The 24351-nt window shown below is 69.6% G+C and carries 17 protein-coding genes; 5 read left to right on the forward strand and 12 right to left on the reverse strand.

Annotated features, from left to right (window positions below; genetic code table 11):
* Nucleotides 1–59: 59 nt before the first annotated feature.
* On the reverse strand, nucleotides 60–1385 hold the full coding sequence (locus tag MJQ72_RS22790; RefSeq protein ID WP_240592997.1) for an alpha-lytic protease prodomain-containing protein: 1326 nt from the start codon (nucleotides 1383–1385) through the stop codon (nucleotides 60–62).
* A gap of 134 nt (nucleotides 1386–1519) precedes the next feature.
* Nucleotides 1520–2503: a LysR family transcriptional regulator gene (locus tag MJQ72_RS22795; RefSeq protein WP_240592998.1), complete on the reverse strand. Its 984-nt coding sequence runs from the start codon at nucleotides 2501–2503 to the stop codon at nucleotides 1520–1522.
* A 162-nt stretch (nucleotides 2504–2665) separates the two neighbouring features.
* Between MJQ72_RS22795 and MJQ72_RS22800 the strand changes: the two genes are divergently transcribed.
* Nucleotides 2666–3973, forward strand: a complete 1308-nt coding sequence (locus MJQ72_RS22800; RefSeq protein ID WP_240592999.1) for a hypothetical protein — start codon at nucleotides 2666–2668, stop codon at nucleotides 3971–3973.
* Between the two features lie 82 nt (nucleotides 3974–4055).
* Nucleotides 4056–4370, forward strand: coding sequence for a hypothetical protein (locus tag MJQ72_RS22805; RefSeq protein WP_240593000.1), 315 nt, complete (start codon nucleotides 4056–4058; stop codon nucleotides 4368–4370).
* 123 nt (nucleotides 4371–4493) lie between these two features.
* On the opposite strand, the gene MJQ72_RS22810 is transcribed toward MJQ72_RS22805, so the two are convergent.
* From MJQ72_RS22810 to MJQ72_RS22825, 4 genes are all read right to left on the reverse strand, one after another.
* Nucleotides 4494–5681, reverse strand: a complete 1188-nt coding sequence (locus MJQ72_RS22810; protein ID WP_240593001.1) for a sodium:proton antiporter — start codon at nucleotides 5679–5681, stop codon at nucleotides 4494–4496.
* A 91-nt stretch (nucleotides 5682–5772) separates the two neighbouring features.
* Nucleotides 5773–8043, reverse strand: coding sequence for a protein translocase subunit SecD (secD, locus tag MJQ72_RS22815; RefSeq protein ID WP_240601395.1), 2271 nt, complete (start codon nucleotides 8041–8043; stop codon nucleotides 5773–5775).
* A gap of 54 nt (nucleotides 8044–8097) precedes the next feature.
* Nucleotides 8098–8484, reverse strand: a complete 387-nt coding sequence (locus tag MJQ72_RS22820) for a hypothetical protein (protein WP_240593002.1) — start codon at nucleotides 8482–8484, stop codon at nucleotides 8098–8100.
* Nucleotides 8485–8513: 29 nt separating this feature from the next.
* The gene (locus MJQ72_RS22825) at nucleotides 8514–9089 is read right to left on the reverse strand and encodes a TetR/AcrR family transcriptional regulator (protein ID WP_240601396.1); all 576 of its coding nucleotides are present in this window, start codon (nucleotides 9087–9089) and stop codon (nucleotides 8514–8516) included.
* Between the two features lie 81 nt (nucleotides 9090–9170).
* On the opposite strand from MJQ72_RS22825, the gene MJQ72_RS22830 reads away from it, so the two are divergent.
* Nucleotides 9171–9500, forward strand: coding sequence for a rhodanese-like domain-containing protein (locus tag MJQ72_RS22830; protein ID WP_016335231.1), 330 nt, complete (start codon nucleotides 9171–9173; stop codon nucleotides 9498–9500).
* On the opposite strand, the gene MJQ72_RS22835 is transcribed toward MJQ72_RS22830, so the two are convergent.
* A complete protein-coding gene (locus tag MJQ72_RS22835; protein ID WP_240593003.1) occupies nucleotides 9491–10141 on the reverse strand; it encodes a maleylpyruvate isomerase family mycothiol-dependent enzyme in 651 nt (216 codons plus the stop codon). The genes MJQ72_RS22830 and MJQ72_RS22835 overlap by 10 nt on opposite strands.
* A 107-nt stretch (nucleotides 10142–10248) precedes the next feature.
* Here MJQ72_RS22835 and MJQ72_RS22840 point away from each other — a divergent pair, with 107 nt between their 5' ends.
* Nucleotides 10249–10662: a RidA family protein gene (locus MJQ72_RS22840; protein ID WP_240601397.1), complete on the forward strand. Its 414-nt coding sequence runs from the start codon at nucleotides 10249–10251 to the stop codon at nucleotides 10660–10662.
* A 154-nt stretch (nucleotides 10663–10816) separates the two neighbouring features.
* Here the strand turns inward: MJQ72_RS22840 and MJQ72_RS22845 are convergent, their stop codons facing one another.
* Nucleotides 10817–17188, reverse strand: a complete 6372-nt coding sequence (locus MJQ72_RS22845) for a DUF11 domain-containing protein (protein WP_240593004.1) — start codon at nucleotides 17186–17188, stop codon at nucleotides 10817–10819.
* A 237-nt stretch (nucleotides 17189–17425) separates the two neighbouring features.
* Here MJQ72_RS22845 and MJQ72_RS22850 point away from each other — a divergent pair, with 237 nt between their 5' ends.
* Nucleotides 17426–18352 carry a hypothetical protein gene (locus MJQ72_RS22850; RefSeq protein WP_240593005.1) on the forward strand — a complete coding sequence of 309 codons (927 nt, stop codon included), beginning with the start codon at nucleotides 17426–17428 and terminating at the stop codon, nucleotides 18350–18352.
* On the opposite strand, the gene MJQ72_RS22855 is transcribed toward MJQ72_RS22850, so the two are convergent.
* Genes MJQ72_RS22855 through MJQ72_RS22870 form a run of 4 tightly spaced genes read right to left on the reverse strand, consistent with a single transcriptional unit; the run spans nucleotide 18339 to nucleotide 24095 of the window.
* The gene (locus MJQ72_RS22855; protein WP_240593006.1) at nucleotides 18339–19178 is read right to left on the reverse strand and encodes an alpha/beta fold hydrolase; all 840 of its coding nucleotides are present in this window, start codon (nucleotides 19176–19178) and stop codon (nucleotides 18339–18341) included. The two genes, MJQ72_RS22850 and MJQ72_RS22855, sit on opposite strands and share 14 nt — an antisense overlap.
* On the reverse strand, nucleotides 19175–20878 hold the full coding sequence (locus MJQ72_RS22860) for an ABC transporter ATP-binding protein (RefSeq protein WP_240593007.1): 1704 nt from the start codon (nucleotides 20876–20878) through the stop codon (nucleotides 19175–19177). Before MJQ72_RS22860 ends, MJQ72_RS22855 begins: the two co-directional genes overlap by 4 nt.
* Complete coding sequence (locus tag MJQ72_RS22865) at nucleotides 20875–23397, reverse strand: ABC transporter ATP-binding protein/permease (protein WP_240593008.1); 2523 nt, start codon at nucleotides 23395–23397, stop codon at nucleotides 20875–20877. The genes MJQ72_RS22860 and MJQ72_RS22865 overlap by 4 nt, the downstream gene beginning before the upstream one ends.
* The gene (locus MJQ72_RS22870) at nucleotides 23397–24095 is read right to left on the reverse strand and encodes a TetR/AcrR family transcriptional regulator (RefSeq protein ID WP_240593009.1); all 699 of its coding nucleotides are present in this window, start codon (nucleotides 24093–24095) and stop codon (nucleotides 23397–23399) included. The genes MJQ72_RS22865 and MJQ72_RS22870 overlap by 1 nt, the downstream gene beginning before the upstream one ends.
* Between the last annotated feature and the right edge of the window lie 256 nt (nucleotides 24096–24351).

Consider the following 24351-nt stretch of genomic DNA (forward strand, 5'->3'; position numbering starts at 1 on the left):
GACGTCGGGGGCGGTCGGGTCCGGGCGCACCCCTGCGTGTGGCCCGGACGGCTAGGTGGTCAGGCGCGCGCCCAAAGCGCTGGGACGTTCGGGGGCTCCCAACCGACCTGAGCGGTGTGGCCCTGCAGGGCCCGGTACGAGACGCCGCCGTAGGTCACGGTCGCGCCCGCGGCGTAGGTGGTGCCCGCCGCCCAGGTTCCGCCGGGCGGGTTGTTCGACGTCGTGGTGGTCGGCGTCGTGCTGGACGGCGGGTTCGACCCCGAGGTCACCAGGCGGAGGCTGTAGACGCTCAGGATCTCCGAGATCGGCTGGAAGTAGAACGTGCCGCCCGAGCTGCAGTTGCCGGAGCCGCCCGAGGTGACGCCCTGCGCCTGGTCACCCGCGAGCCACGAACCCCCGGAGTCACCCGGCTCGGCGCAGGCGTTGGTCCGCGTGAGGCCGGAAACGGTGCCCTGCGGGTAGTTCACCGAGGCGTTCTTCTGCTGGATGGTGCCGCAGTGCCAGCCCGTCGTGGAACCGGAGCGGCAGACCGACGCGCCGATCGCGGCCTCCTGCGAACCCGCCACCGGCACGGTGCCCGGGTAGCGGTTCACCAGCGGGCGCGGGGTGTTGCCCGCGTCCACCCGCACCCACGCGTAGTCGTTGCCGGGGAAGCTGGAGCCCGCGACGGTCCCGCTCGGGTTCGAGGTGCGGGTGCCGGTGGTGCCGCAGTGGCCCGCGGTGACGAAGCCGCCCTCGACCGAGAAGCCGATCGAGCACCGGCCCGAGCCGAAGGTGTAGGCATTGCCGCCGATGACGTCGATCAGCGGGACCGGGCTTTCGGTGCTGGTCTCGACCCGCACCGCGTCGGCACGCACGCCGGAGGCGGTCGCCCAGGACTTCGCGGCGGCTTCGCCACCCGCGTTGGCCAGGACGACGATCGAGTTGGTGGTGGCGTCGACGTACCAGCCGGGCACGGTCTTCGGCGCGCTGGTTCCCTTGGCGTCCAACGACAACTTCGCGGCGTCGAGCTGCGCGGCACTCCGGGCGACCGTCTTCGGGGTCGCGCCCGCCGCACGGACGACGCCTTCCCAAGCGGCGTCGGTGACCGCGACGGTCAGCGTGGTCCCGGACGCGTCCAGCCACGAGCCGGCGTAGGACGGGCCGAGCCGGGTCTTGAGGTCGCCGTCGGTGCGGGCCGCCTTCTGCTCACCGGCGAGGCGGGTCCTTGCCTGATCCGGGCTGATCTTCAGGTCACGTGCCAAGGCGGCGACGATCTCCGGCTGGACCTGGTCGGCCGCCGAGGCGGTCTGGCCGGCGCTGGCGCTCGGCGTCAGCGCGACGGCCGTGACCAGGCCCGCGCCGGTCAGGGCCGCCGCGGCGGCCGCTACGATCTTTCGGTTCATTTCAGGCGTTTCCTCACCGCGTTCCGGAAAGAAGATCTCGTCCCAGACCGTACGAGGCACCTGCTACAAATGGTACATACCATTTAGGTCATATCCACCAAGTGGACTGGACCTTTCGACCGCTCCCGTGCTGGTCAGCCCACTCCCGCGTCCGTGTAGTCGACGCCATAACCCGGATTCAGCTCCAGGTACTTCGAGTAGGCCGGCCGCCGGTCGATCAGTTCGCCGTACACCGCACGGGACAGCGCGATCATCTCCGCGGCGAAGGGACCCATCTCCCCGCGCTCCGACCAGCCGACGAGATTCCGCCAGCTCAGCGGATTCCCCGCGATCGGGACCGCGACGATACCCGGGATCTCGTGGAACAGCGGCTGGCACAACACCACCGCGTGTCCCGATTCGACCATCTCGATACAGGTCAGCACATCGGTCTCGTACAACGAACGCGGCGTGAATCCCGACCGGGCGCACGCGGACGCGAAACAGTCGCCGAAGCATCCGTCGCCCGGCGTCGCGCACCACCGTTCGTCCGCGAGGGCACCGAGTTCGACCTCGCTCTGCTGCGCGCGCTCGTCTCGCGCGGACATCAGCACGAACACCGGATGATGCGCGAGCGTCCGCCAGCGAAGACCGGGCTCCGGCGGCGGGCCCGCGTCACCGCAGACGCCGACGAAGGCGAAGTCCAGCGCGCCCTCGGCGGTCATGTCCGCGAGTTTGTTGGCCGACCACGACGTATGCGTGGCGACGTGGATGTCGGGATGCGTGGTGCCGAGGCGTTGCAGGAGCGCCCCCAGCATCGGCCCCGTCGCCGAGCCGAGCCGCAGGGTCACCGGCTCGCCGGTGCCCGCGTGCTGGGCGAGCCGCGCCGCCTCGTCGTGCAGCGACGACACGGCGGGGAGCACCATCTTGGCCCGGTCGAGGACGAGGAGACCGAGCGCGGTCGGCCTGGTGCCCGTGTGATCGCGCAGGAACAGCTTCCCGCCGAGGGTCCGCTCGATGCGCTTCAGTTGTGCGGTCAGTGCAGGCTGGGCCATTCCGAGCGTGTTCGCCGCCTTGGTGATACTCCCGAGTTCGGCGATCGCGCACATGATGCGCAGGTGGCGCAGTTCCAGCTCCATCCCTCTACGTTAGTAGACATAACTGGACTGGACCAGACAAACGATTGAGCCAAATGGCTTCGTATCGCTTGGTTCGCGGTATGCCATCGATGTCAGCAATCCCGGACATGCCGGGGCGTCCGGCCGATACTGTCTCCACGCAACCGACGAAGAGGGGGTTCAGTGGCGGACGAGCGTGGACGGATCCGGCGATCGCTGGCGCGTGTGATCACCGACGACAACCTGGATCTGTACGTACTGGGCACCGTCGCGCTGGCGTTCACCGTGCTGGGCGCGACCGGGATCTCGGACGTCAAAACGCTTTCCTCCGTGGTCACGGCGCTGCTGGCCCTGCTCGCCTTCTCCCAGATCCGCTCGCGGCGGCTGACCGAACAGGTCCGGGATTCCACCCGCGGCGGCCCCGCGGCACTTTTCGAACCGGAGTTCCCCGCGGATCTCATCTCCCGGCGCGCGGCGGCCTTCGACATCCTGCTCATCGGCCATTCGATGACCAGGACCGTGCAGGGCATGCGCAGCGACATCCGGTCGATCCTCGATTCCGGCGGACGGATCCGGGTACTCGTCCTGGATCCGACCGACGAAGAACTCGTCGCCGTCGCCGATCGCCGAATCTCCCAGAGTCTCGGACAAGGACGGCTGCGGCAGCGGATCCTCGCGACCCTGGACGAACTGACGTCCTTGAAGAGCAGGGCGGACGGCAGGCTGGAGATCCGGGTGTCGTCGCGGATCTCCTCCGCGGGTTTCAACTGTCTCGACGTCTCCACCAAACGGGGACTGATCTGCGTCCAGCACTACGAATACCGGCCGACCGGTGAAGCCTCACCGGTGTTCACAGTGGAACCGAAGGACGCGCCCTGGTACCGGCACTTCGCCGACGAGGCGGAACGGCTGTGGGAGGACGGCACCCCCTGGCCGCTGTCCGCCGCGGACCAGATCGCGCGGGCGCGCCGTCCGGTGTTCAGCGAGGACTTCGGCCCCGGACTCGCCGAGGCGATCGACGGCACGAGCGAACTGCTGATCACCGGGATGGCCCGCAACACCCTGGTGAACAACAACTACGGCAAGCTCGAAGCACGGTTGCGCGCCGGGACGAAGATCCGGTTCGTGCTCATCGACCCGCATTCGCCCGCGATCGACACGGCGGCCTCCCGCTACTACGCCGTGCGTTCGCCCGAAAGCGCGCGGGAGCGCGTCCTCCAAACGTTGCGGGTGCTGGCCGAACTGAACCGTTCGACCGGCGGAGACCTCTCCGTCCGGCTCGTCGCGCATCCCCTCGCGATCGGGGTCATCGCCACCGGCTCGGCACTGTTCGCCGAGTACTACACCTACCAGGCCGGTGATCCGAAGTTCGTCCTGCAGCCCGCGGACGGCGCGGCGTACCGGACGTTCCTCGGTGAAGCGGAGGCTTTGTGGAACAGCGCCGAGCCGTACGACCTGGCCGTGGACGACGTGGAGACCACGGCCGACTGACCCGATAACGGTTCGGAAACGAGGCTCGCCCGCTCGATTCCTCTCTCATAAGGTGCCTCTTTCGCGCCCAAGGGGAGGGTTCGTGCACATCCATGCCAGACGCCGATCCATCAGCTTCAGCGGCCGGACGATCACGATCAAAGCCGCGGTCAGCGGGCTCAACGACAAGAAGCACACCTTCAACCTCGAGAAGGTCAGATCCATCAAGAACATCCCGCCGACGGCGTTCAAGCCGGGAAGGCTCGTCTTCGAGGTGGCCGGCGCGTCCAAGGCGATCGTCGAGGACGTACCCATGTACGCCGACAAGGTCGACATGAACACCTTCACCTATGGCGGCATGAATTCGAAGCACGTGAAAGAGCTCGAAGCGGCGATCAGGAAGGCGATGAGCGGCTGACCTCGGGCGCTCCGGCGCCACCGGTCGCGAGTGGGCTGAAGGCTCCCATCACCGCGTCTGATGCGGTGAAGGGAGCCTTCGGCCCACGATCGGATGTGGGGTGGCTGACTGCGAAGGTGCCGGTCAGGTCCTCTTCGACTTGCGGTTCAGGAACGCCGAAGCCCCGACACCGTGCGCGGCGACGCTCGCCAGCACGGTCACCGACATGACGCTCAGCGCGACGTCGGCCGCCTCCCCGTCGAGTGAGTTGAAGGCCAGCAGCCCGAACACGATCGACGCCGCGCCGCGCGGGGCCAGCAGGCCGATGGTGATCCGGTCCTTCCAGCGGAAGTCCGTCCGCAGCAAGGTGAGCAGCACCGGGACGAGCCGGGCGACGGTCAGCGCGACGAGGCTGACGATCACGATCCCCCAGGTGAGGCCGAAGGACAGCACCAGCACCGCGGTGCTGCCGAAGACGAACCACATCAGCAGCCCGCACAACGAACTGACGTCCTCGGCGAGCCCGAGTTCCTCTTCGCCGGGGTGCCGCGCGGTCTTGTACGCGATCCCGCAGATGAACGCGGCGACGAAGCCGTTGCCGCCGATCGCGACGGCGGCGGTGTAGGTCAGCAACGGCAGGGCGACGGCCGCGACCCGCGCGGAATGCCGGGTCGACCAGCCGTGCCTGGCCGTCACGTTCATCGCCACCGCGGCCACCGCCCCGATGACGGAGCCCGCCAGCACGGCCAGCAACGCCGCCGGGATCGCGGCCTGCAGCGCTTCGCCCGGCGTGTTCGCCTGGTGGCGGCTCCCCGCGAGGGTGAGCGCGAAGATGAAGACCGGCGCGACGACACCGTCGTTGTAGCCGCTCTCGACGTTCAGCAGGTGCCGCACGCGTTCGGGCACCCGGACGTCGTGCACCACCGAGGTCGCGGGCGCGAAATCCGTCGGGGCGATGATGCACGCGATCAGCAGGACCGCCGCCCAGCCGAGGCCCGGCAGCGTCAGCAGGCCGACGCCCATGACGATCAGGATCGTCAGCGGCAACGCGATCAGCAGCAGCCGCACCGCCGTTTTCCCGTCGTGGCCGAGATAACCGCCCTTGACCGCGGTGGCGTCCACGAACAGCAGCAGCGCGAGGATCAGTTCCGCCGCGTTGAGCGCGATCTCGGTGTTGAGCCCGTTGCCGAGATCGTTGCGGGTGGTGACCCCGATCGCCAATCCGGCCGCGACCATCGCCATCGGCGCGGTGATCTGCCAGCGTTCCAGCCGGGCCGCGGTCATCGTCCAAGCCAGCACGACGACCGCGCCGACGAGCACGCTCTGGATCATCTACCCGCCCCTCGTTCCCGGTGGACTCCCCTGCCACCGGGAACGAGCATAGAGGCCGGGCGGAGCGCGGCGGTCCACAAAGGAACGCCGATCACACCACCGCGCCGTTGTCGTCCCGCTGCCGTGCCGGATTCGCCTTCCTGGCGGGACGTCCGGCCCCGGGCCACCGCTTGTCGAGCAGGATCGCGACGGGCCCCGCGGTGGCCACTGTGGACACCGTGCCCGCGACGAGGCCGAGCAGGAGCGCGAGCGCGAAGTCGGCCAGCGAGCCGTCCCCGAGGACCAGCAACGCCCCGAGGACGAACAGCACCCCGATCCCGGTGTTGATCGTCCGTGGCAACGTCTGCAGCACCGCCGTGCCGACGACGCGAGGGAACGGTTCCTTGCGGCGTTGTCCCCGTACCTCCCGCACCCGGTCGAAGACCACCACCGAGTCGTTGACCGAATAGCCGATCACCGTCAGCAGCGCGGCGAGGAAGACGCCGTCCATGGATTTGCCCAGCCAGGCGAAGATCCCGAGGATGATCAGGACGTCTTGAGCGAGCGCGGCCACCGTGGCCAGGCCGAGCCGCCAATCGAACCGCACCGCGAGGTAGATCAGCTGCGCCAGCACCGCGAGGCCGAGCGCGATCATCGCCTTGGTGCGCAGTTCGGCGCCGAGGCTCGGGCCGATCTTCTCGTCGCGGATCTCGGTGGCGTCACCGGCGACCCCGGCGACGGCGGCCCGGATCCGTTCGGTGGCGTCCTCGTCGATCGGCTCGGTACGGACCGAGATGTCCTTCTCACCTGAGGTCTGCACGACGGCGCGGGGGAAGCCTGCGTCGGAGACCGCGTCCCGGACCCGCTCGACGTCGGCGGGCGCCGAAGTGCTGTATTCGACGACGCGGCCGCCGGTGAATTCGACGCCGAGGTTCGGCCCGGCGACGAACAGCCCCGCGATCGCGGCGATCACGACCGCGCCCGCCACCATCAGCCAGCGCTTCGGTTTCCCGAGGAATTCGGGATCGCGGCGGTTCACCCAACGGCGGACCCGGCCTTCGTGGGTGAGCCCGGACAGCCGCGGTTTGCGCGCGACCACACCCCGCATCGTGAGATGCAGCAGCAACCGGGTGAGCACGAGCGAGATGAACAACGCGACGACGACGCCGATCGACAGCGTCACCCCGAAGCCGCGCACCGGGCCGGACGCCAGCCAGAACAGCAGGCCCGCGGCGAGCAGGGTGGTCACGTTCGAATCGACGATCGCCGACAACGCGCCGCTGAACCCGCGGCTGACCGAACGCGGCAGCGAACCACCGCGTTTGACCGAATGTTCCTCTCTCGCCCGTTCGAAGACGAGCACGGTGGCATCGACGGCCATGCCGATGGCCAGCACGAATCCTGCGAGCCCCGGCAAGGTCAGCGTCGCGCCGACGGCGAGCAGCGCGGCATAGGACACGGCCGCGTACGCCACCAGCGCGCCCACGGCGATCAGCCCGGCCAGCCGGTACACCGCGAGCAGGAACAGCGCGGTCAGCGCCAGCCCGATCACGGCGGCACGGGCACTGGCGTCGATGGCGGCGGCGCCGAGCGTGGGCCCGACGGTGCGCTGCTCGATGATCTCGACCGGGGTCGGCAGCGCGCCCGCGTTGATCAGCAGCGCCAGATCCTTGGCTTCGGCCGGGGAGAACCGCCCGGTGATCTGCGTGCTCCCGCCGACGATCCCGACCCCGCAGGCGACCTGCGGGCTCACCTGCGGCGACGAGATCACCTTGTCGTCGAGCGCGATCGCCACCCGGCGGGCCGGATCACCTGGCGGCGAGCACGCGGCCTGCCCGGTCAGCCGCTCCCAGGCGCGACCGGCATCCCCTTTGAAATCGACCGAAACCAGCCAGCCACCGCCCTGCGAATCGACCGACGAGCGCGCTTCGTCGACGCCTTCGCCGGTCAGCGCGGCGGGTCCCAGGGTGATCGGCTGCCCGCTCTCGTCGTTGAGGACTCGTGAGTCGCCAGAGGCGGCGGCGAGCACGGGATGGAAGGACAGCTGCGCGGTGCGGCCGATCACTTCGACGGCCTCGCGCGGATCCCGGACGCCGGGCAGCTCGACGATGATCCGGTTGTCCCCCGAGCGGGCCAGCATCGGCTCGGCGACACCCAGGGCGTCGACCCGGCGGCGCAGCACCTCGAGTGTCCGGTCGGTGGTCTCCGCGTCGGCGGTGACGGTGGGCGAATCCTTGGTCTCCAGCACGATCTGCGTGCCACCACGCAGATCGAGCCCCAGTCTCGGGGCGGTGGTCAGCAACAGGTACACGGTCGCGGCGAGAACGACCAGCGAGACGACGGCTCGCCCGGTCATGCCTCGCCGCGCGGTTTCGCGCGGCACGAAGTTCTCCTTGGTGATTCCCGGTTCGGGCACGCGAATACGCGCCCGTGAGCGTCAGACGGCTACCGGGAAAGGAGGAGCGCGATCACCCAGCGCGAGGCGGTTCGCCTTGCGCGAGGCGGGAGTGGTTTCGTCGTGGAGTTCGCTGAGGCGCAGCAGCGTCGTCGACGCGGGCCCGTGCGGGACGGTGCCGAAGAGAGGCAGATCACCGTGACCGTGCACACCCAGGAGCGCGGGTTCGGCGGCGAGCCTGCCAGCGGCGCGCACCGGCGCGACGGCCTTGGAGACCGAGGAATCGACCGTCGCGTTCGCCCCGCGCGACTCGTCCGCCGAAGCGGAACCGCCCGAGTGGAGCGCGAAGAACAGGCCGAGCGCGGTCAGCACGGCGGCGAGCAGCACCAGCACGGCCTGCCTGGCCGCCCTTCGGCTCTCCACCATCATCGACACACTCCCGGGTTCTCGCCGACACCTTACTGGGATCCGGCCTGCCGCCACAGCCGCGTGATCCCGGCGCGGACGCGGTCCTCCCCCAGTTCCGGCAGCAAGGCGGTCAGATGCTCGGCCGCCAGCGGCGCCAGCAGGGCGTGCGCGGCGTGCTCGGGGTCGGGGGTGCCGTCGAGCAGGATCGCGACGTGCCGGTGCCAGAACCGGTACGCCCCGATGCGGTAGCGCGCGCCCGGAGCGGCGGTCTCCGACATCCGCACCAGCGGCAGGTGTTCGAGCACGTAATCGACGTACGCCTCGGCGAAGGCCACCAGCCGGTCGGCGGGCGGAGCGCCGGGGCCCAGCGGGGGCGGCCCGTGCAGGATTCCCTCCTGGAGCAGGCGTTCCCGCGCGTCCAGCAGCGCGACGGCCAGCCCGGCCTTGTCACCGAAGCGGCGGAAGAGTGTCCCCTTGCCGACCCCCGCGGCCGCCGCCACCTGGTCCATCGACACCGCTTCGACCCCGTGCTCGGCGAAGAGCGACGCCGCCGCGTCGAGGATCGCGGCCCGGTTGCGGGCGGCGTCGGCGCGTTCCTTGGGCGGCGGCGTGCGCAGGAGATCCAAGGACGTTGCAGAAGCGGACTGCGGTCCGTTATGGTCGTGAGGCACATGCGGACTATAGTCCGATTAACTGGAGGTAGCGACATGACCGCACTCATCACCCGTGACGAACTGAAGGCCGCGATCGACGCGAAGACCGTGACGGTGGTCGACGCACTGGGTGGCGAGTACTACGCCAAGCAACATCTGCCCGGCGCCGTTCCCCTCGTCCTCGCCGACGTCGACGCGCACGCCGCGACCGTGCTGCCCGATCGCGGCGCCGCCATCGTCACCTACTGCTCGAACCCCGCCTGCCCCAACAGCGGCCAGGTCGCCGACCGGCTCACCGCCCTCGGCTACACCGACGTCCGCAAGTACCGGGAAGGCATCGAAGACTGGGCCGGCGCGGGGCTGCCCCTCGAGTCTCAGGTCTGAGCAGGGACGCGTTCCCCGAGGATCGGGACCCCGTCTCCGTCGAGTTCGGGGAGGTAGGCCGCCCGTCCGGTCATGGCCATGATCAAGGCCGAGGTCGTGCCCGAGACGAGCGGCCCGGACCCGATGGCGAAGGGGCCATCGGTGGCCTGCAACCGCAGCCCGCCGATGCGCCCCTTCGCCGTCACCACCAGGTCCGAGCTCCCGTAGTACCCCGCCAGCGCGGTGAGGACGGGGATCGGGTAATCGCGGCGAAGGCCGAGCGGACGGCGGATGTCCTCGGCGTGCACGATCGCCTCCCCCAGCATCGCGATCTTCGGCAACGGCGGTTTCGTCGTGCTGGTGACCACACGGCGGAAGCGCTCCAGCGTCTCGGCGCCGTCGTCGCCCAGGTGCTCGGCGAGCCGCATGGCGACCTGCTTGTCGAAGTCCCACCGGCAGCGGATCACCCCGGCCATCCACCTCAGCGGCGTGAGGCTCGCCCCCGCGGTGAGATGCGCGAGCACCTCGCGCACCGTCAGCCCGGCGCACAGCGACGCCGTCTTCCATCGCTCCTCGGTGAGCTCCGCGAGGTCGTCCGCCAGCGCCGCCCGCTCGGCGAAGATCAGCGGCCAGACCTCGGTCTTCGCTCCTGAATCCGTCATCCGGAACCCTTCTCGGTCGTCGTTGTCGAAGGTGAGACTGCCGACCCGGCGCGGAATCATCGGTACGTTGGAGACGATTTTCCGCAGTGGACGAGAAAAGGGGATTGATGATCCAGCGCTGGAATCCGGAGACCGTGGCGGCGCCGATCGGCCCGTACAGCCATCTGGTCCGCGTGCCCGCCGATCACGAGCTCGTGGTCGTGTCCGGCCAGATCGGCGTCCTGCCCGACGGCGAACTCGCCGGGCCCGACGCCGAGTCCCAGACCCGCGCGTTGCTCGCCAACCTCGAGCGGCTGCTCGAAGCCGCGGGCGCCGGCCCCGAACACCTGGTCAAGGTGTTCAGCATGCTGTCCGGCACCGAGCACCTCGCCGGGTTCCGCACGGCGCTACGCGAGACCTTCACCCGCTGGTACCCGGAAGCGGATTGGCCCGCTCAGTCGCTGATCGTCGTGGCGGCGCTGGCCAAGCCGGAGCTCGTCGTGGAGGTGGAAGCCCTCGTCGCGGTGCCACGCGGGTCGTGATCAAAGCCGTAACTCGCGTGCTCGAAGCCGTAACTCGCGTGCTCAGAGGCGTAACACCGAGTGCGGCCTCCAGACACGCGAGTTACGTGCCTGATCACGCGAGTTACGCCTTCGCGCACGCCGCGCCTGTGTTCCCGGACCGGATCGCCCGTTCCTAGGACTCCCGGCGCCTCCGTCCGGCGAGGAGCAGCAGCGCGCCGATGGCCAGCATCCCGAGGGCCAGCACCGTCATCGTCGTCACCGGTGAGCCGGTCACGGCCAGACCGGGCGGACGCGGGGTGGTCGGCGGCTGCGGGTTCGGCTTCTCCGGCGGCTGCGGAGTCGGCGGCACCGGGGTGTCGGTGTCGCAGTCGGGGTTCGCCGAACCCGGCGGGCAGTTGCCACCGGGCGTGTCCGACGTGACGACGTTGCGGAGGCGGTGGTCACCGGTCGCCGGCTTCCGCACGGTCACCGCGTAGGTGATGGTCGCCTTCTCCCCCGGCTTCAGCTCGCCCTTCCAGGTGAGCTTCGGCGCGGAGTAGGTGACCGTGCCCATGCTCGCCTTCGCGGTGCCGTCGAAGGTCGCGTCGTCCAGCACCTGGCTCAGGTCGTCGGTGAACGTCGCGTCGTCCACCACGGCCTGCCCGGTGTTCTCCACCGTGACGGTGTACGTGACGACCTCGCCCGGCTTCGCCTCCGTCTTGTCGACCGTCTTCTTGATCTTCAAGCTGGACAGCGGTGTCGTCGTGCCGCACTTCGGGTCCTTGCTGCCCGGCGGGCAGTTGCCGCCCGGGGTGTCGGACGTGATCACGTTGGTGAGCTTGCCGTCGCCGCCGGTCTTGGTGACCTTGACGCTGTACGTGACCGTCGCCGTCTGCCCGATCTCCAGATCACCGGTCCAGGTCAGCTTCGGTTCCTCGTAGGTCACCGCACCGATCGTCGCCGCACCGTCCTTCTGGAACACGGCGTCGTCGAGGACCTCGGTGAGGTCGTCGGTGAACGTCGCACCGGTCAGCTTCGTCTTGCCCGTGTTGCGCACGGTCACCGTGTACTTCACGACGTCGCCCGGGTTCGCCGTGGTCTTGTCCGCCTTCTTCTCCAGCGAGATCCCGGGCACCGGGGTGACGGTCGAACACGCCGGATCGTCGGACTGCGGCGGGCAGGTGCCCGGGGTGTTCGTGCTGACGGTGTTCCGCAGTTCGTGATCGCCCGTCACCGGGTTCTTCACCTTCACCGAGTACTTCACCGTGGTCGTCGCCCCGACCGGGAGATCACCCACCCACACCAGGTTCGGCGCGGCGAAGGTGAACGTCCCGGCGACCGGGGCCGCCGTGGCGTCGTCGGCGTAGTCGGCGTCGTCCAGCACTTCGGACAGGTCGTCCGTGACCCGTGCGGCGTCCTCGCCGACCAGAGGGACCTTGCCGGTGTTGGTGACGGTCACGGTGTAGGTGACGACATCGCCCGGGTTCGCGGTCTGCTTGTCCGACGTCTTCTTGACCGTCAGTTCGCGGGACGGCACGTCCGCGACGCAGTTCGGGTCGGTCGAATCCGGCGGGCAGTTGTTCCCCGGCGTGTCCGAGGTGACCACATTGGACAGTTTCTTGTCGCCGGGGTCCGGGTTCTTGATCTTGACCGTGTAGGTCACCGTGGCGATGGCTCCGATGGCGAGGTCACCGGTCCAGGTCAGCTTCGGCGCCGCATAGGTGACGCCGCCGATCGTCGCCGCACCGTCGTTCTGGTAGTCGGCGTCGTCGAGGACCTCGGTCATGTCGTCGGTGAAGGTGGCGCCGATCTGTGCGGTCTGCCCGGTGTTGGTGACGGTGATCGTGTACTTCACCGTGTCGCCGGGGTCGACCGACTTCTTGTCGGCGGTCTTCTTGATGAGCAGTCCGGAGACCGGGGTCGTCGTGCCGCAGTCCGGATCGGTCGAACCCGGCGGGCAGTTCCCGCCCGGCGTCTCCGACGTCACCACGTTCTTGAGCCGGTTGTCGCCCGTGTTCGGCTTCTTCACCTGGACCGAGTAGGTGACCGTCGCGGTGGCGCCGATTTCGAGGTCACCGGTCCAGGTCAGCTTCGGCGCCGCGTACGTGACGCCGCCGATGGTCGCCGCGCCATCGTTCCGATAAACGGCGTCGTCGAGCACCTGGGCGAGGTCGTCGGTGAACGTGGCACCGGTCAGCTTCGTCTGGCCGGTGTTCTTGACCGTGACCGTGTATTTGACGACGTCACCGGGGTTCGCGGACTGTTTGTCGACCGTCTTCTTGATCTCCAGGCCCGAAACCGGGGTCACCGTGCCACAGTCCGGATCGGTCGAACCCGGCGGGCAGTTCCCGCCCGGCGTCTCCGACGTCACCACGTTCTTGAGCCGGTTGTCGCCCGTGTTCGGCTTCTTCACCTTGACCGTATAGGTCACCGTGGAGGTCTCGCCGACGCCGAGGTCGCCGGTCCAGGTCAGCTTCGGCGCGGCGTAAGTGATGCCACCGATCGTCGCCGCACCGTCGTTCTGGTAGTCGGCGTCATCGAGAACCTGGGTCAGGTCGTCGGTGAACGTCGCGCCCGAGATCTTCGTCTGGCCGGTGTTGGTGACGGTCACCGTGTACTTCACGACGTCACCGGGATTCGCCGACTGCTTGTCGACCGACTTCTCGATCTTCAGACCGGACACCGGCGTCGTGGTGCCGCACTTCGGATCGGTCGAACCCGGCGGACAGTTCCCGCCCGGCGTCTCCGAGGTGACCGTGTTGATGAGCTTCTTGTCGCCGGGGGCGGGATTCTTGACCTTCACCGTGTACGTGACCGTCGAGGTCGCACCGATCTCCAGGTCGCCGGTCCAGGTCAGCTTCGGCGCCGCATAGGTGACACCGCCGATGGTCGCCGCACCGTCATTCTGATAGTCCGCGTCGTCGAGCACCTGCGTCAGGTCGTCGGTGAAGGTCGCCCCGGTCAGTTTCGTCTGCCCGGTGTTCGTCACCTTCACCGTGTACTTCACGACATCGCCGGGATTCGCCGACTGCTTGTCCACCGACTTCTCGATCAGCAACCCCGACACCGGAGTCGTCGTCCCGCACTTCGGATCCGTCGAACCAGGCGGACAGTTCCCGCCCGGCGTCTCCGACGTCACCACGTTCTTCAGCAGGTTGTCACCCGTGTTGGGATTCTTCACCTTGACCGTATAGGTCACCGTCGAGGTGGCGCCGATCTCCAGGTCGCCGGTCCACGTCAGCTTCGGCGCCGCATAGGTGACGCCACCGATCGTCGCGGCACCGTCGTTCTGGTAATCGGCGTCGTCCAGCACCTGCGTCAAGTCGTCGGTGAACGTCGCACCGGTCAGCTTCGTCTGCCCGGTGTTCGTCACGGTGACGGTGTACTTCACGACATCGCCCGGGTTCGCCGACTGCTTGTCGACCGACTTCTCGATCTTCAGACCGGACACCGGCGTCGTGGTCCCGCACTTCGGATCCGTCGAACCCGGCGGACAGTTCCCGCCCGGGGTCTCCGAAGTGACCACATTGGACAGTTTCTTGTCTCCGGTGTTCGGATTCTTCACCTTCACCGTGTACGTCACCGTCGAGGTGGCGCCGATCTCCAGATCACCCGTCCACGTCAGCTTCGGCGCCGTATAGGTGACGCCACCGATCGTCGCCGCACCATCATTCTGGTACTCGGCGTCGTCCAGCACCTGCGTCAAGTCATCGGTGAACGTCGCACCGGAGATCTTCGTCTGACCGGTGTTCCGCACGGTCACCGTGTACTTCACGACATCGCCGGGGTTTGCCGACTGCTTGTCCACCGACTTCTCGATCAGCAACCCCGACACCGGCGTCGTCGTCCCGCACTTCGGATCCGTCGAACCCGGCGGACAGTTCCCACCCGGCGTCTCCGACGACACCGCGTTCTTCAGCACGTCGTCGCCCGTGTTGGGGTTCTTCACCTTCACCGTGTACGTCACCGTGGACGTCTCGCCGACGCCGAGATCGCCGGTCCAGGTCAGCTTCGGCGCCGCATAAGTGACGCCACCGATCGTCGCCGCACCGTCGTTCTGGTAGTCGGCGTCGTCGAGCACCTGAGTGAGATCGTCGGTGAACGTCGCACCGGTCAGCTTCGTCTGGCCCGTGTTCCGCACGGTCACCGTGTACTTCACCACGTCGCCCGGATTCGCCGACTGCTTGTCCACCGACTTCTCGATCAACAGCCCCGACACCGGCGTCGTCGTCCCGCACTTCGGATCCGTCGAACCCGGCGGACAGTTCCCACCCGGCGTCTCCGACGTCACCACGTTCTTGAGCCGGTTGTCACCGGTGTTCGGCTTCTTCACCTTGACCGAGTAGGTGAACTCCGCGTTCTGCCCCGCGGCGAGTGTGCCCGTCCAAGTCAGTTTCGGTTCCACATAGGACACCGACCCGGGCGACGCGGTGGCGTCGTTCTGGTACACCGCGTCGTCGAGCACCCCGGTCAGATCGTCCACGACCTTGAGGTCCGCCGCGGTCACCTTGCCGGTGTTGGCGACGACGACCTTGTAGCGCACCGTGTCGCCGGGGTTCGCGGACTCCTTGTCCGCGGTCTTCGTCACCGTGTACGACGGCGACGGCACCTTGGTCTTCGCGCACGCGGCCGCGGGATCGTCCGGGCAGCGGTTGTCCGGCGGGACGACCGGCGGCGGCCCGGTCGGGACGTTCGCCCGGTTCACCAATTCCTTGCCGATCGCGGCTTCCTCGACCTTCACGCGCACGGTCAGCGTGGCGGTCTCCCCGACCGCGAGACCGTCCACGGCCCAGTCGATCGGCCCAGTGCCGGACGCGGTTCCCTTCGAGGGAGTGGACGACACGTAGGTCGTTCCCGGCGGCAGCGTGTCGCGCACCGTGAGCGCGGGAACGGGGATCACGCCGGTGTTCCGCAGGGTCACCTGGTAGGTCAGGGTGTCACCGGGGATCGCCTCGGCGAGATCGACCGTCTTCGTCAGCTGATATCCGGGCGAGGCGACCGTGTTCCGCACCGTGTTCGACGTGCGTTCCTGCGGGCGCCCGGTGTCCTCGCCGCGGAAGGTCAGCTTGCCGGTGTTGTCGAGTTTGGTGCCGTCCGGCACCGAAGCGCCGACCTTGACCTTGAACACGACCTTCTGCGACTGCCCCGGTTTCAGATTCCGCAGGGAGCAGGTGACCACCTGCCCGGCGGCCGAACAGTCGGGATTGGACCCGGCCACGAACGTGACGCCGTCGGGAAGGGTGTCGGTCAGCACGACGTTCGTCGCGGTGTCGAGGTCGTTGGTGGAGCCGTCGGCGTGCCGGTTGGCGACGTCGAAGGTGTACGTGATCTCGCCGCCCTTGGTGACGTAGCCCGGCGGATTGTCGTCGGTGTTGCCGACCGGATCGTTCGCCTTGGTGATCTGCAGATCCGGTTCGAGCGCGTCGGTGACGAGCCAGATCGTCTGCGGGTACAGCGCGTCGCCGACGGTGCCGATCTTCACCTGGAGCGCGGTGGTCCCGGCGGGGACCTTGCCGGTGATGTCGATACTGCGGGCGTCGTACCCGACGTTGTTCACCGGATTGGGAGTCCGCGACGTGACGTTCGTGCCCGAACCGGTGGCCGTGACCCGGTCGATGCGGCTGCTGAAGGCGTTGTTGGTCGCCACCCCACCGGGCGCGGGCATGGCGATCGTCTGCAGGCTGGAGGCGTCCGGCCCGACCTGGAGGTAGTCGCCGCTGATGGGCGCGTCGCCGTCGCCGGCGACGATCCCGAGTTCGACGTTGGGCTGACGCGAGGTCGGGGCCTTGATGCCGCTCAGCGCGATGGTCGCCGAACTCGGCGTGCTGCCGCCCGCGACCACCTGCATCCCGTCCCAGACCTGCAGGTACCGCAGCGGCTCGCTGGGCAGTTCGTAGGCCACCACCAGCGACCAGCCACCCCAACAGCCGAGGTTCGTCCGGCTGATCGACTGGCCCTGGCAGGCCTGGATGTCGGCGACCGTGTACTGTCCGGCGCCGGCGTCCGTCACGAGGGAAGTGACGTCGGCCGCGCCGCCGTAGGCGTACAACGTCGGGAACCCGCCCGTGGTGGTCGCGGGGAACCAGTCATAGGTTTCGGCGGTGATGCGCTGGTACGCGCCGGAGCCCGGGGTCTTGACGGACACCTGGTTGCCCCGGTTGCCGTCGCCGGAGGTCCCGCTGCTGGCGACCGGGTTGAACTGCCAGTACAGCCGGGCGTTGAGCACCTTCGCACCGGCCGGGACGTTCAGGTTCGCCGCGGAAGCGGTGTTGCCGGGCGCGGCGGGGTCGGTCTTGATCCACGACACCGGGCTCGCGTTGCTCGCGGACTCGTTGCAGACGACGCCGACCCCGCACTGCACGACGGAGTTGGCGGCCATCGTGATGCCGCCGTGCGCCAGCCCGGAGTACACCGGCTCGGGCCCGATCGGCCGCTCCGTGCCCGCTCCGCGCGGCTGCGTCTGGGCGGTTGCGGGCAGCGGGGCGCCCATCAGCAGGGCCACGGCGACCACCGCGAGCAGTGCCACGCCCCGGCGCCACCGATTTTGCCCACGACGTTCCGCCATGCCGCCTCCGCCTCACCCCTCGCTCCCGTCGGCCCAGGTCAGGACGGCGGGGACAGCGAGCCCGATTCACGGTCATCCTGGGTCGGCAAGATCGTCGACGGCAAGCGGGATCAGCGGTGTCTCCTGGATAAAACCCGTTGAGTGGCCCCGAAACCCCCGGACGGGTGATGAAACACCGTCCACAACGGACAAAGGCGAGGGTGGCGTTCCGGCCCGAAAACTGCCATCGTCGAACGCGTGATCGAAATTCCTTATCGCGGCTCCGGCCCCTATTGCTATACCCATTCCCTCGCGATGATGCTCGGCGCGGAGGCGCCGGGACCCGAAGTGCTCGAAACCTTGACCGGCAGCCCCTTCGGCATGCAGCTGGTCGGCGGAACGCTGCCGTTCTTCGACGCCTTCGGCTGGGATCCCGATCTCGGTATCGGCGAGGCGCTCGACGTCCTCGGCTGGAGCGCGGAAACGACGAGCGAGCCGGATCCGGACGCCGCGTTCGCCCGGCTCGTCGAGAGCCTTTCGGACGGGCCGGTCCTGATCGGCCCGGTCGAAATGGGCCATCTGCGCCACCAGCCGGGGATGACCGGCCCGATCGGCGCCGATCATTTCCTGGTCGCGCTCGCCGCGGACGCCGAGTCCGTCACCGCCCACGATCCGCAGGGATATCCGTACGCGCGGATCCCCCGGGAGGATTTCGCCGCCGCCTGGCTCGCCGAAACCGTCGCCTACGGCAAACCGCATACGATGCGGACGAATTTCGTACGGCACACCGAGGTCGGCGACGAAGCCGCGATCGTCGCGGCCCTCCCCCGGGCCATCAGGCGGCTCGGTGGTGAAACGGGCACCGGGCTCCCGCCCGGCACGGTGGGCAACGGCGACGCCGCCCTCGCGCTCGCCGCCCGGATCGGCGACGGCTGCGACCCGGAGCTGCGCGGGCTGCTCGTCCATTTCGTGGTGCGGCTCGGCGCACGGCGGACGAACGACGCCGCGACGTGCCTGCGGCGGGCCGGTCACGAAGACGCGGCCGCCGTCCTCACCGCGCAGGCGCGGCTGATCGGCTCCCTGCAGTATGACCTCGTCGTCGAGGACGACGCGCGGGCCGCCGCGACCCTCCGGACGCTCGCCCCGACTTACGAAGATCTGCGGCTGGCGCTCACGTCATCCTGACGATCTCGCGGACGATCACCTCGGGCTCGGTCTTCGGGACGTAGTGACCGGACCGCTCCGCGATCACGTGCCTGCCGGCGGGCGAAAAGGTCACCCGGTGGGCGTGGGACGCGTTCGCCCGCGCCCTCATCCCGCCTCCGAGGCCGCCGGACACGACCGTGAGCGGAATGTCCCCGAGCACCGGCGGATCGTGCCGCCAGAGGGCCAGTTCGTCGAGGAAGGTGCGGGCCTGCTCCCGGTGGGTCCGCACCGTCCCGATGGTGAACGCCTCCCGTTCGAGGTCGCGGCGGACGTCGTCCGGGATGTCCCGCAGCAGACCGCGGAAGACGACCTTGAGCAAGCCGAGCCGCGCGAGCACGGCCCCGGCCCCGAGAAAGACGCGTTCACCGGTGCGGAAGGCCCGGCCGAAGAGCACTTCCGCCGCTTCGTCGGTCGGGTCGACCAGCACCAGCCCGGCGATCCGCTCCGGACGGCGGGCGGCGGCCTGCCGCACGATCGGCCCGCCCGCGCTGTGCCCGGCGAGGATGTACGGTCCCTGGCCGAAATGGTCGAGGACGTCGTTGAGGTCGTCGGCCATCCGGCGCAGCGTGCGGCCGCCGGGGTCGGGGGCGCTGCGGCCGAGCCCGGAGCGGTCGTAGACGATCGCGCGGGTGTGGCGGCCGACCTCCGGCTGGACCGCCGCCCAGGACGACCGGGTGGCGGCCGCGCCCGCTTCGAACACCACCGTCGGCCCGGTGAAACCCTCCGGTCCCGGGTGCACCATCGCGTAGAGCCGTCTGCCGTCGCGGGTGGCGACCCATTCCGGCTGGCCTTGGGTGTGGGTCATCGCGCGGTGATCCTCCAGCCGGTGGCGTCGAGCTGCCGCCGCCAGAACTCGGCGAAACGTCCTTTCGCCGCAAGGAGTTCCTCGACGGTGCCGGCTTCGGTGATCCGCCCGTCCTCGAGGAAGAGCACCCGGTCGGCGTGCCGGATACCGGCGATCCGATGGGTGACGATCACCCGTGTCCTCGGCACGGAATCGGCGCTGAGCGAGCGGACCACGGCGTCCTCGTTCTCGGTGTCGAGCGCGCTGGTGGCCTCGTCGACGAGCAGCACGGGCGCCGGTTTGAGCAGCGCGCGGGCGATGGACACCCGCTGCCGCTCCCCGCCGGAGAGCGCGGTGCCCGCCTCACCGACGGCCGTGTGGTCCATCAGTTCGTCGATCTTGGCGAGCCCGGCGACCTCGGCGACCCGCTCTCCGCCCGCCGCGGGATCCCCCGCGAGCACGTTGTCCCGCACCGATCCTTCGAAGAGATACGGCTGCTGGAAGACGAAGGTGACGAGATCCCGGCTGAACTCCGCGACATCCTTGCCGTCGGCGAGCACGCGACCGCTCGTGGGCCGGTGCAGACCGGCGAGCAGCGCGAGCACGGTGCTCTTGCCCGAACCGGACGGTCCGACGATCGCGGTCGTCGTGCCGGGTTCCAGGGTGACGTCGAAGTCCTCCAGCACGTTCTCGGTGCCCGGCGCATACCGGAAACCGACCTTCTCGAACCGGATCAGCGGCGCCTCGGCCGGTGCCGCGGCCTCCCCCGCCGGGGCCACGGGCGCGGTGAGCACGGTGCGGATACGGCCGAGCGTGGTCGTGGCGGTCTCGATACCGGGTGCGAGCGCGCCGAGCGCGGTGAACGGTTCGAGGTACCGGGCGATCACGACGATCAGGGCGACGGCCTCGGGCACGCTCAGACCGCCTCGCGTGGTGAGCAGGACGGTCGTCCCCGCGAGCAGGATCAGCGCGAGCTGACCGGCGACGCCGAACAGCACCTGCCCCGGGATCTGCAGACGGAGCAGCCGCACGGTCGCGCCATGATGTGCGGTGAGCGCCGCGCCCGCGTGACTGCGCGCGGGCTCGACGCGGCGGGCGGCACGCAGCGTCTGCTGGGTGCGGGCGAACTCGACGATCCGCTCGGTCAGCGTGGTGTTCGCCTCCGCCGTCGCCCGGTCGGCGCGCCGGGTGATCCGCCCGGTCGCCCACAACGCGCCGAGCAGTACCGGAACCCCGGCCAGCGCGGCGACGCCGAGCGGCCAGGCGATCGGCAGCAGGGCCAGCGCGATCGCGATCGGCAGGAGGACCGCGCCGATGAGCGGGGTGAGCAGGTAGCCGACCAGGCCGACGAGGTCGGGGCCGGTGGCGGCGATGGCCTGCCGGGCGGTCTGGGTGTGCTCACCGTCCAACCAGGACAGCCGGACCTCAGTCAGCCGCTCGGCGACGTCGTGCTGGGCGTGGTCCAGCACCCCGAAACCGAGTTCGAACCCGAGCCGCCCCACGACGGCGTCGACGGCCCAGCCTGCCGCGGTGACGGCCGCGAGCGCGCCGAGCCAGGGCAGCGCGTCCGACGGCTCCGCGCCGAACAAGGCCCCCACCAGCGGGACCAGCAGGACGACACCGGCGGCGCGCAGGAGCACCGAAAGCACGGCGAGCACGACATAGCGCCGGAACGCCGGGCGTTTCGACCCGGGGATCAGGCCCAGCAGCGTGCGGATCACGCGGTCACCCCCGCACCGGCACCGGCCTGCCACAAGCGGGCGTACCGCCCTTCCGAGGCGAGAAGTTCTTCGTGAGTCCCGCTTTCCGCGATCCGCCCGCGGTCGAGGACGACGATCCGGTCGGCGCCGGTGACGGTGTGCAGGCGGTGGGCGATGACCAGGACGGTGCGGCCCGCGGTGAGCCGGTCGAGTGCTTGCTGCACGAGGTACTCCGACTCGGGATCGGCGAAGGCGGTCGCCTCGTCGAGGACGAGGACGGGGGCGTCGGCGAGGATCGCGCGGGCGATGGCCACCCGCTGGCGTTCCCCTCCGGACAACTGGGAGCCCGCACCGAGAACGGTGTCGTACCCCTGGGGCAGCCGGACGATCCGCTCGTGGATCTGCGCGTCACGGGCCGCGGCGACGACCTGCTCTTCGGTGGCGCCGGGGACGGCGAGGGCGATGTTCTCCCGCACGGTCCCCTGGACGAGTTGCGGATCCTGCAGCACGAATCCCACCCGGCCGTAGAGTTCGTCGGCGGCGAAGGCGCGGACGTCCCGGCCGCCGACCCGGATCGAGCCTTCGGTGACGTCGTGGAAGCGCGCGACGAGGGCGGCGAGCGTCGACTTCCCCGCTCCCGACGGGCCGACGAGCGCGGTCACCGTGCCGGGACGCAAGGTCAGGGAAACGTTCTCCAGCACGGGAACGCCCGTGCGGTAGGCGAAGCCCACCCGGTCCAGTTCCACGGTGCCCGGCTCGACGCCCTCGCGGGCCGCAAGCTCCACTGTGGACAGTTCGGGTTCGTCGAGGACGACCTGGATCCGTCGGGCGGCCAGCATTCCCTCGCGAACGCCGCCGAGACCGTAGCCGATGCCCAGCAGCCGCGCGCCGAAAGTGGTGCCCAGTACCAGGAACGGGATCAGTGTCACCGGCTCCGTCCCGCCGCCCGCCACCATCGGCACGCCGGCTCCGGTGATCAGGAGCAGGAAGGTGGCGGGCCGGGTGGCGAAGTCCAGCATGGTCTTCTTGCCGGTGAACGGGCGCTGCCAGTCGCCGAGGAAACCGATGTACTCGTCGAGCCGCCGCCGGAACGACGAAGCCGCGGCGCCGCCGAACACGCGGATCACCGGCTGCCCCTCCAGATACGCGCCGGCCTCGCCCGCCATCCGCTCCGCCCAGCGTGTCGCCTGGCCGGTCTTGGGGCCCGATTGGACGACCATGATCGACGTGGTGACGAGGTAGACGAGGATCGGGACGAGCAGCACGAGGGCGAGCCGCCAGTCCACCGCGAACAGGTACGCCAGCACCGCGACCGGCGCGACCACGGCCGCCACCGCGTCGGGTACGGCGTGCGTGACCAGGTAATGGAGCGACAGCGTGTCACCCTGCACGAGTTTCGCGACCGCGCCCGAGCCCCGGGCGGTGAACCAGCCCAGCGGCAGGCGCGCGAGCTTGCCCAGCAGGCGCCGACGCAGGTCGCGGGCGAACCGCGCGTCGGCCGCGTGCAGCCAGAGCACGACCGCGGACTCCAGCAGGGTGCCCAGGCCGAGCAGGACCAGCGCCGAGACACCGAGCGCCCACAGCGATTCGCCGCCCATGCGCAGCCGCCGGACCAGTTCCACCAGCAGCACGAAGGGCGCGAGACCGATCAGCGTCACGACGGCCTGCAGGATCCCGGCGAAGATCAGCGTGCGCCGCACCGGCGCGAGCAGCCGTCCGGCCGCCTGTGCCCGCCACGCTCCCTTCGGCGCCGCTTCGACGGGCTTCGGGACTTCGGCCGCCGGTTCTTCCTTCTCCCCGCGAAAAGCGCCCATGGCCCGGCCGTAGTACCAGTACGCCCGGCCGTGCACTTCGGACTTGGGGAAGCCGAACGCCTCGCGCAACCGCGTCTTCAGATGCTTGAACGAACCGGCTTCCGTCGCGATCCACGCCTGCCAGTCCGACCAGTCACGCGTCTCGATCGCCGACGCGAGTGAAGTCGCGTCGAGGCGCGGCACCCAGTGCACGGTCAGCCGCGCGTGCGAGCCCAGCGGGATCAGCCTGTCGGTCTCGTCGTGCTCTTCGAGGTACAGCTCGATCGGGAGGTCGGCCGGGATCACCGCGAGGATCGCGTTGATCGCCGGGATCGAGGCCGAGTCGCCGATCAGCAGGTAGCCGGCGGGAGGTTCGGCGGGGACCGAGAAGGACGACGAACCCAGTGACATCACCGGAACCTTCGATCCGGGGCGAGCCTCACGCAGCCATCGCGACGCCGGACCGGCGGGCTCGTGCAGGACGACGTCGATCGCGAACGTGCCTGCTTCCGGGTCGGCCTCGGTGAGCGTGTACGCGCGCTGGAACTCCGTCGTGCCGCCTTCCGGATCCGGGAACCAGAACCGGAGCCAGGCCGCCGGCTCCACGACGACGTCCTCGAACAACGTCGACGAGACGAACCGCACCCGCACGAAGCGCGGCGTGATCTCCTCGGTCTCGACGACGGTCGCTTCGTGGTCTCTTGCCCCGAAACCCCGCATCACCGCGCCTTGGAATCCGCGCGCCATCACAGCCCCTCCCCCGTGGTCGCCAGATCGGCCACCATCTCGGCGACCGGCCTGCCCGGCGGGCCGGATCCGACCAGCCCGCGGATCGACGCGGTCAGCAGCAGCCGCACGTATTCGGGCCGCGGCACCTGCGGCAGCGCGGCGGACGGTTCGGCGAGCCGGTCGTCGCGGGACAACCGGTCGCGGACCGCCTGCCGCTCCCGGTCCAGCCCGTCGCCGTCGGCCTCCTCGGCGGCCGCGCTGTTCTCCTCGGACACGGTCATCGCGATGGTCATCTGCGCGACCGCGCCACTGAGCACGATCGCCGCGCCGGGCTCGTAGCCCCGGCGGACGAGGGCGTCGACCTCGGTGTTCAGCAAGCGCTGACCGCCGTCACCGCGCGGGAACAGCAGTTGCAGATAGCCCGCGAGGCCCGGGTGCTCCAACATGAAGCCCCGCAGTTGCAGCGCGAAGGACAGCAGATGCCGTTCGAGGCCGTGCCGTGGGTCGTCCCGGAGCCGAAGCTCGGCCAGGATGCTCTCCCCGACCAGCCGCTCCAGCCCCCAACGGCCGTCGACGTGGCGATAGAGGGCGGTCGCGGTCACCCCCAGCCGGACCGCGACCGCCTTGACGCTGAGCCTGCGCATCCCGAGCTCGCGACCGGCGCGCACGATGTCGTCCACCGCGACCGTGGCCGGACGGCCACCGATGTTCGGCATCTCGCCCCCTTGGAAAGTTATAGGGGGAAACTAAGGGTCGGCTTACTTGATGTCAAGGCGCTTCTTGCGCCTTGGTCGAGGCTCGCGTTTGGAGACGCTCCAGCGATGTCGCCCGCGGGATGGCGATCGTCGTGCCCGGCGCGGCTCTCGGTCGGCGACCCACCCCCGACCTGCGACGAGCAGCGCCCCCAATGCGGCATTGGAGACACTCAGCGCCCCTAACGCCACATTGGGGGCACCGGGCCGAAGTCACCGC

The sequence above is a fragment of the Amycolatopsis sp. EV170708-02-1 genome, from assembly GCF_022479115.1.
In the GTDB taxonomy this organism is placed as follows: domain Bacteria; phylum Actinomycetota; class Actinomycetes; order Mycobacteriales; family Pseudonocardiaceae; genus Amycolatopsis.